Source organism: Arthrobacter sp. Hiyo1, from assembly GCF_001263615.2.
Taxonomy (GTDB): Bacteria; Actinomycetota; Actinomycetes; order Actinomycetales; family Micrococcaceae; genus Arthrobacter.
Map to the genome: position 1 here is coordinate 138,703 of NZ_DF952475.1, position 9,746 is coordinate 148,448.

Consider the following 9,746-nt stretch of genomic DNA (forward strand, 5'->3'; position numbering starts at 1 on the left):
CTCGTATGCGCACACCCTGACGGACGGTGACCCGCGCCGCTGGAGCCCGTCCCGCAGGCCATCCGGTTTCGGAAGCGGCGCCTGTGCCTCTGAATCCTCCAGCAGCCTTGGCCAGTGCACGAAGCACCGCGGAACGCGTGCGGACTGCACCGGGCCAGGACCGACACGATCGGGCTGGTGCGCCCGAGGCTCTTTGGAGAGATAATTTCCGTGCAGCCCGTTGCCTGGAGCCACAAAACGGGGCGCCGGGCCGGCAACGGGCAGGGGCCAAGAGCAGCCGAGGGAAGGGAACAAGGATGTTCGGCTTCAGGTTCAGCAACGGCCAAGCGGCTGCGCTTCTCGCCGCAGCGGTGCTGCTCACGGTTCCGGGTTGCACCGGCCCCGGCGCAGGACAACCCCCGGCCACCTCAGGCCCGGCTTCCGGTGGCCTGAACCCCCTCCTGGACCAGCTGATCTCCTGGACCACAGCACTGAAAACCCTCCCCACCTGACCGCGGCCCGACGCCGCACCTGAGCGCCTGAACCGGCCGGGAAGCCAGCGCTCCCTTGAAGTGGTCGCCAACGGAACGTCCTGGACCCGGTGACGGGTCAACCGGGAAGCCAGGACCCGCCGGATGAGGAGCCGGGTTTTCCGCGGCCCCGGAGTCTCCGGAGTCTCCGGAACAATACCTGAAACGGCAGCGCCAGCAGCTCCAGCAAGCCCGCCGCAAGAAGCAGCACACCAAACAGAACCAGGAAAGGCAAGTACAACAGGAACACCGTGACCGCCGCTGCCACATAGCCGCCGGCGAAGCCAACGATCCACTGCGCATCCATCATGACTCCCATCAACCGGCCGCCCACCCGGGACCGCCGATATACCCGGGACCGCCGATAGAACGGTCATAGCAGCACCTGGACGCGTTGACAACGGGCGCGCCGGCCCGGCCGGGTGCTGGATCAGCAGCGTTCCCCGGGCCCGCGGGTCGTCCATCTGCCAAGTACTTCCTGCGTTCAGTGGATAAGGCCGGAGACAAGGTTGATGGTCGTGGCCAACACTATGGCCCCCAGCAGATAGGACAGGAGCGCCTGGCGCAGCACGGTGGTGCGGATGGCGTCGGTCTTCAGGTCCGCCTTGTTATGGAATGGCCAACAAAACTGAGACGATCAAGACCCGCTTTATCTCAATTTAGTTGGCATTTTCCCACGTCAGCGTGGCCAACTAAATTGAGACCGGACATCAATTTTTTTGGTAAAAATCTCAACACACTTGGCGCGCAGTTGCCGGGCGATGTTACAAGCTACTCCCGAACAGGGACCACTACCTCGCCCTCTTCGAACGCTGGCTCACCAACAAGCTCGCGGACCCGAACCAGCGGAACTCACGCCTCTCACTTCCTTGGCACTCGTTGCGATCTTTAAGGAAGCGGGACTGCCCGACGGCGTCCTTAATGTTGTGACCACCTCGTCAGCGTCACGCGTTGTCCGGACGTGGACTGACAGCGGGATTGCCCGCAAGATCAGCTTCACCGGTTCCACCGAGGTCGGCAAGATCCTCCTCAAGCAGGCCGCGGACAACGTGATGCGCTCCTCTATGGAGCTTGGGGGCAACGCTCCATTCATCGTGCTGGCCGATGCAGACATTGAGAAGGCCGTGTACGGGGCGATGAAGGCAAAAATGCGGAACATGGGCGAAGCCTGCACGGCCGCAAACCGGTTCTTCGTGCACCGCTCCGTCGTGGAGGAATTCGGCGAGAAGCTCGCCAAGAAGATGTCAGAATTGCAGGTAGGCAACGGCGCACTGGCCGGGACCGACGTCGGTCCGCTCATCGAGCAGGCAGGATTGGATAAAGTGGAGTCCCTCGTTGCCGACGCCGTTTCCAAGGGTGCGCGTGTATTGACGGGTGGAAGCCGTCCGGAAGGCCAGGGCTACTTCTACTCCCCCACCGTCCTGGTGGATGTGCCCACGGATGCTGCACTGATGAGTACGGAAATCTTCGGACCGGTGGCGGCGATCGCGACGTTCGACAGCGAGGACGAGGTCCTCCGTCTTGCCAACGATACCGATTGGGGGCTTGTGGGGTATGTGTTCACGGAGAGCATGGAGAAGGCGCTGCGGTTCTCTGCGGAATTGGAGGTCGGAATGGTCGGCCTCAACACCGGGCTGGTCTCCAACCCGGCCGCGCCGTTTGGCGGCATCAAGCAGTCCGGGTTGGGACGCGAAGGCGGAAAGCTTGGAATTGAAGAATTCCTTGAGTACAAGTACACGGCAATAGCGGTCTAATAGGTTCAGCTTGCCGAAGCATGGAATGAGGAGATGGCAATGGCGGCACCGGGGGGAATGTTCGTATTGGAGAGCCGGCCCACGGCGCAGCTGATCGCTGACCAATTGCGTGAGCTCATTGTCCAAGGGGCGTTCAGCCCGGGGCAGCAGGTCAACGAATCGGCGTTGGCGAGCCAGCTCAGCACGTCCCGGGGCCCGCTCCGGGAGGCGCTGCAGCGGCTCTGCCAGGAGGGCATCCTGGTAAGCAAACGCAACCGCGGCGTCTTCGTGCTGGAGCTGTCAACGGAAGACGTCAAGGAGATCTACGCCGTACGGGAGACTTTGGAGCTCGCCGCCGCCAACACTCTCCTCGATTCAGCCCCAGAGCAGGTCACAGACACATGTCGGGAGCTCAAGGGCATCATCAGGGACATGGCCAAACAGGTTGCCGCATCGGACTGGCAAGCCATCGCCCGGCTGGACATGCAATTTCACACCGCCTTCGTCTCCGGAACGGAAAACAGCCGCCTGATCCGGATCTACGAGACGCTCGCGGCAGAATCCAGGATGTGTATCCTCAGTCTGGAAGTCGCATATCCACGCATCGACGCCCTGGTGCAGGAACACCAAATGATTCTGGACCTGCTCAAGGCAGGCGACCGGAGCGGTCTTCAGAAGGCCATCAAACGCCATATGCAGAAGGCCGTCGAAGACCTCACTTCCGCACCGGAAACGGCGGGAATCACCGCATAACAGCTCCACATCGCCGCAACGAGGAAGGACCCGGTTCCATCGGAACCGGGTCCTTCCTCGTTGCGCTAGTCCTTCGGAATTTCGGTCACTACCCACATCTTCCGGAGGGTCTCGTGGATGGTCCAGGTGCCCGTCCATCCAGCCGGGGTGACGAACAGCGAACCCCGACCAATGTCGAAGCTGGTTCCGTCTTCTTCCGTGATGGTCGCCGTACCACTGAGGATCTGGCAGATCTCGTCGTAGCCCGGGCGGGTGCTGGTGAACGTCCCCGGGGTAACCTCCCAGATGCCCGTCTTGTGGCCGTCGCGGGCCCACAGACGCAGCGAGACTTCTGTCTGTCCAGGAGTACTCGTGGTTGCTTTAGGGATGTGTTCTCCCGGGTTTACGGTTGTTGCGTCGCTCATGACAGTGGCCTTGACCATTGATGCTCCTTCTGGGACTGCGCCCTGTGAATGTGCCCGCCCCTCTTTGGAAGAGCACAAACCCCATCCTAGCAATTGTCAACAATCGACGATAGGCTTGTCGTGCAAATAATTCACACGATCGCCGTTCTGCCGTCGATGTCAGAAGCCGGTCACGAAGGAGAACGTTCCACCTGGTCAAAGGCCGGAAAATCAGTTTCCAATCCACCGCTACCGCCGCGTGCAGTGCGCAAAGTAAGCCGATGTCCATATGGACCTCTTTAGAGCCGGGAGATGTCGTCACCTTGAGCCTGCAGGGGTACGAACACCACAGGGGCACGGTGGACGACCGGACGGCCGATGGGCGAACGATCTGGGTGATCGACCGTCTCGAAGGCCGCCGGCTGTTCCACATCGACGACGGGTACGATCTCCGCGTCGGCGCCACAACCGATGCCGCCGCAGGACTCCCTGTTACCTGACGTGAAAATGGCGGGGTGAGGGACGCAACCGGCTGGTTCAGGGACAAGGGTGAGTTCGCCGCCGTTTGGAAGGCGGTGCGGGTTTTGTTCTTTGGCTTCAGGATGCTTGGGCAGAGGGCGTGAGCTGGACGTCATAGCCAAGTTGATGGAGTTGGCTGACGGCGTGGCGCTCGGTCGTTTTGCGGTGGGTGCGTTGGAAGTGATCTGGGCCGAGATCTTCGAATATTGTGCCGTTGGTGAGCATGTGCCAGATGGCGACGATCATGGAGTGTTCGATGGCGACCAGCGCCCTCATCGGTCCCCGTCGCGAGGTCAACCGCTTGTAGCGTGACTGCCAGAAGGTGCCGTTGGTTCTGACTGCCGCCATGGAGGCGATCCCGAGAGCGCCTTTGAGGTGAGTGTTTCCCGGCCGTGCGTGGCTGGACTTGACCTTGCCAGCGGATTCATTGTGCCCCGGACAGACACCTGCCCACGACGCGAGATGCGCCGCTGTGGGGAACTGGGCCATGTCTGCCCCCGTTTCGGCGATGACGATTTCGGCGACCGTTTTGCTGATGCCGGGGACTGTCGTGAGCAGGTCAACGCACCAAGCGAGCGGGGCCATGACGGAATCGATGCGGTCGCTAAGGCCGCTGATCCGCCGGTCGAGGGAGTCGATATGGTCCAGGTGCATTTTCACGGCGAAGGAATGATGGTCATTGAACCTGCCGTCGAGAGCCAGTGTGAGCTGCCCGGCCTTGTTTTTGAGGCGCCCTCGGGCCAGGTCTGCCAATGCGGCGGGATCGCGTTCACCGGCGATGAGTGCTTCGAGCATGGCCCTGCCGGAAACCCCGAGAGTGCGGGTGGCAACCGATGAAATCTTGATGTTGGCATCCTCAAGGAGCTTTTCGATGCGCTGAATCTCGCGACTCTTCTCAGCGACGAAGATGGTGCGGGATCTGGTCAGGTCCCGTAACTGGCGTATATGCTCAGGTGGCACGAAGGACGCTCGGACCAGTCCGTGGGCGCCGAGTTCGGCCAGCCATTGGGCGTCGGAAACGTCCGTCTTGCGTCCCGGAAGGTTTCTCGCGTGCCGGGCATTGACCAGCATTACGTTCAGCACTGGATCGAGCAGGTAGTAAAACGGCTTCCAGTAGTCTCCGGTCGCTTCCATGACGACAAGGGTGACTTTTTCGGCCACCAGGTAGTCTCTTAGCTCCATGATGTTGCGGGTCATGGAACCCGAGACGGTGACCAGCTTTGTGAACGTGTTGTGTCGGGCGCCGGGGACGCGAACGCAGACCTTCGCGTCGCGCTTACTGATATCCAGTCCCGCGCACCGGTGGTGCAGTACTTCCATGATCTTCTCCTTCGTGAGCAGCGCTTTGCCGCAGCAGCCCACGGCTGCCGAGACCCTGGTGCCGTCCCGGGGAAGACAGGGCAAATCTGGAGTCTGACGCTCGTGCTCGAAGCAACAATCCACGAATCCCGTGGAAGTCTTCCAACACCAGGCTCACGTGCGGGCTCAAAGGCACCAAGGAAACACCGGTGTAGACCGGAACAGACCATCCCATCATCGGGCCCACCCGGGCCGACATGCCATGGTGACCGGCGAAATTTTCCGTACGCACGAAGCGCCCGAAACGGGCGCTGGAAAGCTCATGTCAATACCTCCGGGAAGGGGCATTCGTCGCCTCAGGGTGGGGATGTAGCAGGACAGCCAGCCGAGGACTGGCTGTCAGTCGGTTTCCTGAGGGGGCCAACGGATGGCTGGATGGAATGCGGACACGGCGGCCGGCCCACTCGGGACCGGCACAGTGACCCTGGTGGAAGGTACTTCCTTCTGCATCTCCCTGCCGAATGGAGACATATGGCCCGATCACCCGCACGGCCTGTTCTTCCAAGACACGCGCATCTTGTCCCGATGGGGCCTCTTCATCAACGGACAGGTGCTGGAACCGCTGACGGCCCAGACCAAGGAACCATACCGGGCCATATTTGCCAGTCGCGTCAGCCGGTTGGATGGATACGCGGACACCCCGCTCATCGTGGAGCGCACCCGCGAACTGGGCATCGGCATCGTGGAACACATCACCGTGCACAACCACGCCACCGAACCGAAAGAATGCCTTGTGTCGCTCGCTGTCGACGCGGATTTCGCTGACGTGTTCGAGGTCAAAGAAGCACGGATCCAGCGGCAGTGGGAGAAATCCAACCACGCCGACGGCAACACGCTGACCATGGCGGTAACTTCTGGCGCAGGCTCTTCTCCCGCAAGGGCCTCGACTCGGTCGCCGCCTACTTTGTCATGGACTGGGCGGCCGTCTGGCGTTATATCGCCGGTGGGCTCCTGATTGCCGGCGCGATCGACGCTTGGATCCCGAAGGAGTGGCTGCGGGCTTTCTTCTTCGAGGGGAACGACCTCCTGGCGGCGCTCTGGGGTCCGATCATCGGGCCCGTCGTGGCGCTGCTCAGCTTCGTCTGCTCGGTCGGGAACGTCCCCATCGCCGCCGTCCTGTGGAACGGCGGCATCAGCTTCGGCGGGGTGGCGAGCTTTATCTTCGCCGACCTGATCGTCCTGCCGATCATCCTGATCTACCGCAAGTACTACGGCACCAAGGCCGCCCTGCGGATCACCGGAACTTTCTATCTCGCCATGGTCCTGGCCGGGTACGCCGTCGAGGTGATCTTCGCTGCCACGGGCCTGACCCCGCACACCCGCAACGCCATTGTCGCCGAGGCTGGCATCTCCTGGAACTACACCACATGGCTGAATATCGCCTTCCACGCCCTCGCGTTGCTTCTCGTCACCCGGTTCCTGCTCAACGGCGGGGCGCGGATGCTCAAGATGATGGGCGGCAGCCCCGACACGCACGAGCACGCCGGTCACAATGCGCACGAGCACGCGGTGTCGGACCACGGTCACGAGCATGGGGGCGCGCACGACGGCCACCAGCACTGAGGCGCCGCCCGTGTCTCAGCCAACGATCAAGCGGATACCCGAAAGGAAAGCGCAACGTTATGACGCACAGCGCCTCAAGCTACGACGCAGGCACGCAAACTGCCGGGCTGATCGCGGCCCTGACCCACATCGATGGCGTCGACTTCCACGGCATCGCTACCTCCATCGGCAAACCGTCTCCGAACATAGACCCGAAGTGGTCGGCCCTTCTCCGACATGCCCGCACTGTCGTCGCTGCGACGGGCTGGCCGGAAGAGCTTAGGCGGACCGCCCAGACGTTCGTGGATTCAGCCGGAAGGTTGGTATCTGCTCTCGATGGTAACGACGTCGAGTCCTCCAAGGGCCCGGCCAAAGAAGTGCACGTCGCCTACCACGCCTTGAGCGATGGCGGCTGGGAGCACCTCTCCACGATTGCCGGTACCCCAGAGGGATCTGCCGCTCACCATCACCCCTGACAGCGCGTGTGTCCGGCGATGTGCCCTTCCGCAGGCGTTGTCGAGACCACTCCCCTGCTGGACCGAGCAGATCGGGCTACGCATCGAGCGGCGACAGGATTGCCGCCTGACCTACGACGGCACTGCCTACCGGGGCTTCCTGTTTACCTCATGAAGTCGTCGGTTCTCGCATCGACTCGGCCAGCCTGTTGAAGGAAGCTTTGTCGCGCAATCTGGCCGGAAACCCAGACCACATGGCCAGCAAGTGCTTGGGCGGGCACCTCCCCGCCAGGCTCCGTGTCCTCTCCGGAACCTTGCTGTATACCCGTGAGCGGTATACCCTACAAGGCAGGCGCATACCCCCTAGGGGTAGCCTGAAGCGAGGAGGAGGCCGGCACTTGATTGCCCGGCTTCAAGACCGGCTCGATAATGGCTCGAAGCCTCAATCAACACCTAATAAGAAGAACCGTGAGGGCCGAGCACAACGCAGCCAGGCCCCCGCCGCATGGCGGGAAACGGCACGGGCCACACGAAGGGAACTGCCATCATGAGCATCATGACCGACGACTCAGCTTTCGGCACAGAACCAGCACCCGCCACAGAGAATGACCCTCATCACGGGTACATCACCGACAAGGCCGACTACTTGGCGCGTCTCAAGCGCATCGAAGGACAGGCGCGAGGCATAAGCCGCATGGTCGACGAAGAGCAGTACTGCATCGACATCCTCACCCAGGTCTCCGCACTCAGCAAAGCTCTCGAGCGGGTCGCACTTGGCCTGCTCGACGACCATCTTCGGCACTGCGTTGTCGACGCCGCTCGTCTCGGCGGACCGGGATCCGAGGTCAAGATCAAAGAGGCGTCGGACGCTATCGCCAGGCTTGTGCGCTCGTAATCGATTCAGTGCCAGGCCGAAGCATCACGGGCCGCGCGGCCTCCCCTCGTACACGGCGCTACCCCCGGAGGTCTTCTTCAAGGACCTTGCTGGCACGCCGCTGGGTACCCCTTCGGAGTCCGTCCCGAACGGGCTGAGCGCGGCAGGCTACTGCCTATCCGGGCCGCAATCACGAGGGTGGCGATTCCGGGCAGCGCGCCGGCGAGCAGCATGCCGGCTTGGGGGCCGACATACTGGTCGATATAGCCCACCATTGGACCGCCGAGGGCGATGCCACCGGACCAGGCGAGAAGGTAGATGCCCACGATCCTTCCATGGATCCCACCGGGGGCGGCAAGCTGGATTGTGGAATTGGCTGAGGTCTGCAGCAAGAGGGTGCTCGCGCCGATGCCCAACAGTACCGCGCAGAAGACCAGCTGAGTCGGCGCGGCCGCCGAAACCATATAGAGCGCGGAGAGCAGAGCTGCGAACAGCACCAAGGTGCGCAGCCGTGTACGCCGCAGGTGGGCGGAGATGAGCGCGCCAAGCAGCGAACCGACCGCAACAATCGCGCCGAGAAGCCCATAGCCGCCCGGGCCGGAATCGTAGACCGACGTGGCGTAGACGGCCAGCGTGACTGAGATGTTGCCGGTGAACATCCCGTATAGGGCGATCAGGATTGTCGGCCAGAGCACATCCGGTCGACTCACCGCATAGCGCAGGCCCGCGAGCATCTTCCCCCGCTCGGCCTTCGCCGGCGGGACCGCATGCAACTCGTCAACACGGACGCGCGCCACCGCGACGAGGGGCACCGCATAGCAGCCAGCGGCTATTAGGAACGAGGCACCCGGCCCGGCTGCGCTGATCAAGAGCCCGCCGATGGCAGGACCAACCGACGCTGTGAGCTGGGTCCCCGACGAGTTGATGCTAACCGCGCTCCGTAGCTGGGCTGGTGCGACCATCTCGGCGATGAACGCGACCTGGGATGGCCAACAGAGGGCATTCACGGTGCCGATTCCCGCGGCGATCAGCTGTACGTGCCATGCCTGCACCGCTTGCGAGAGCGTCAAGGCGGCCAGGAGGCCAGTCAGCGAGGCCCACCCGATACAGCCGAAGAGTAGGACTTGCCACTTCGGGTAACGGTCGGCGAGGACCCCGCCGAACATACCCAACGCTAGTGTCGGCAGGAACAGCAGCGCGGCCGTCACACCGACGTCGGAGGCGTTGCCGGTGAGGCTGAGCACAAGCCAGCTCTGCGCGGTGTAACCCATCCAGTACCCGGTGTTTGAGACCAGGTAGCAGTCGCCATCAGGCGAAAGTTCCGTGAGCGCAGTGGTCCGAAGGTGCCAGGTCCCACAGCAGCGGCGGAAGGCCTAGCCTCGGTTGGGCCGGTCATTGGTTCCACATCTTCGCTACTTGGCCGGGCTGCCTTGCTCGAGTGAACAGACATCCCCGGCTTCAGGCGATCGCCGACGCCGCACGGACCACGGCGGGGCCTGCGTTGAACCCGGCGATGCCCGTCACTGCTCCATCAGCGTCCGCGAACTCGGTCAGAACGGCGTCGGGCCGCGGCGGGTCGATTGGCCAGGAGGCCGCTCGCTCGGAGCCGTCGGGATGCC

Annotated in this window: 10 protein-coding genes and 2 pseudogenes; 8 read left to right on the forward strand and 4 right to left on the reverse strand. The window is 62.8% G+C overall.

Translation table 11 applies throughout. The features are described from left to right. Positions 1-296: 296 nt before the first annotated feature. Positions 297-491: a hypothetical protein gene (locus tag AHiyo1_RS19620; RefSeq protein ID WP_059389685.1), complete on the forward strand. Its 195-nt coding sequence runs from the start codon at positions 297-299 to the stop codon at positions 489-491. Positions 492-588: 97 nt separating this feature from the next. On the opposite strand, the gene AHiyo1_RS19625 is transcribed toward AHiyo1_RS19620, so the two are convergent. Next, positions 589-819: a hypothetical protein gene (locus AHiyo1_RS19625; RefSeq protein WP_253257482.1), complete on the reverse strand. Its 231-nt coding sequence runs from the start codon at positions 817-819 to the stop codon at positions 589-591. A gap of 463 nt (positions 820-1,282) precedes the next feature. Between AHiyo1_RS19625 and AHiyo1_RS19635 the strand changes: the two are divergent. Beyond that, positions 1,283-2,263: pseudogene (locus tag AHiyo1_RS19635) on the forward strand (aldehyde dehydrogenase family protein); the annotation flags it as partial. Between the two features lie 39 nt (positions 2,264-2,302). After that, positions 2,303-2,995 (forward strand): GntR family transcriptional regulator, encoded by a 693-nt coding sequence (locus tag AHiyo1_RS19640; protein WP_059389686.1) that lies wholly within the window; start codon positions 2,303-2,305, stop codon positions 2,993-2,995. 65 nt (positions 2,996-3,060) lie between these two features. Here the strand turns inward: AHiyo1_RS19640 and AHiyo1_RS19645 are convergent, their stop codons facing one another. Continuing rightward, a complete protein-coding gene (locus AHiyo1_RS19645; protein WP_059389687.1) occupies positions 3,061-3,417 on the reverse strand; it encodes a cupin domain-containing protein in 357 nt (118 codons plus the stop codon). A 242-nt stretch (positions 3,418-3,659) separates the two neighbouring features. Between AHiyo1_RS19645 and AHiyo1_RS19650 the strand changes: the two genes are divergently transcribed. Next, complete coding sequence (locus AHiyo1_RS19650) at positions 3,660-3,878, forward strand: hypothetical protein (RefSeq protein ID WP_059389688.1); 219 nt, start codon at positions 3,660-3,662, stop codon at positions 3,876-3,878. 97 nt (positions 3,879-3,975) lie between these two features. On the opposite strand, the gene AHiyo1_RS19655 is transcribed toward AHiyo1_RS19650, so the two are convergent. Continuing rightward, a complete protein-coding gene (locus AHiyo1_RS19655) occupies positions 3,976-5,217 on the reverse strand; it encodes an IS110 family transposase (protein ID WP_059389694.1) in 1,242 nt (413 codons plus the stop codon). Between the two features lie 406 nt (positions 5,218-5,623). On the opposite strand from AHiyo1_RS19655, the pseudogene AHiyo1_RS19660 reads away from it, so the two are divergent. The 4 genes and pseudogenes from AHiyo1_RS19660 to AHiyo1_RS19675 form a co-directional block, all read left to right on the forward strand. Continuing rightward, positions 5,624-6,100 (forward strand): annotated as a pseudogene (locus tag AHiyo1_RS19660) (glycogen debranching N-terminal domain-containing protein); the annotation flags it as partial. A gap of 65 nt (positions 6,101-6,165) precedes the next feature. After that, complete coding sequence (locus AHiyo1_RS19665) at positions 6,166-6,819, forward strand: permease (protein WP_059389690.1); 654 nt, start codon at positions 6,166-6,168, stop codon at positions 6,817-6,819. Between the two features lie 59 nt (positions 6,820-6,878). Beyond that, positions 6,879-7,274, forward strand: coding sequence for a hypothetical protein (locus tag AHiyo1_RS19670; protein ID WP_059389691.1), 396 nt, complete (start codon positions 6,879-6,881; stop codon positions 7,272-7,274). Positions 7,275-7,809: 535 nt separating this feature from the next. Further along, positions 7,810-8,148 carry a metal-sensitive transcriptional regulator gene (locus tag AHiyo1_RS19675; RefSeq protein ID WP_059389695.1) on the forward strand — a complete coding sequence of 113 codons (339 nt, stop codon included), beginning with the start codon at positions 7,810-7,812 and terminating at the stop codon, positions 8,146-8,148. A gap of 77 nt (positions 8,149-8,225) precedes the next feature. Here the strand turns inward: AHiyo1_RS19675 and AHiyo1_RS19680 are convergent, their stop codons facing one another. Then, positions 8,226-9,422 carry an MFS transporter gene (locus tag AHiyo1_RS19680; RefSeq protein WP_275937086.1) on the reverse strand — a complete coding sequence of 399 codons (1,197 nt, stop codon included), beginning with the start codon at positions 9,420-9,422 and terminating at the stop codon, positions 8,226-8,228. Positions 9,423-9,746 lie beyond the last annotated feature (324 nt).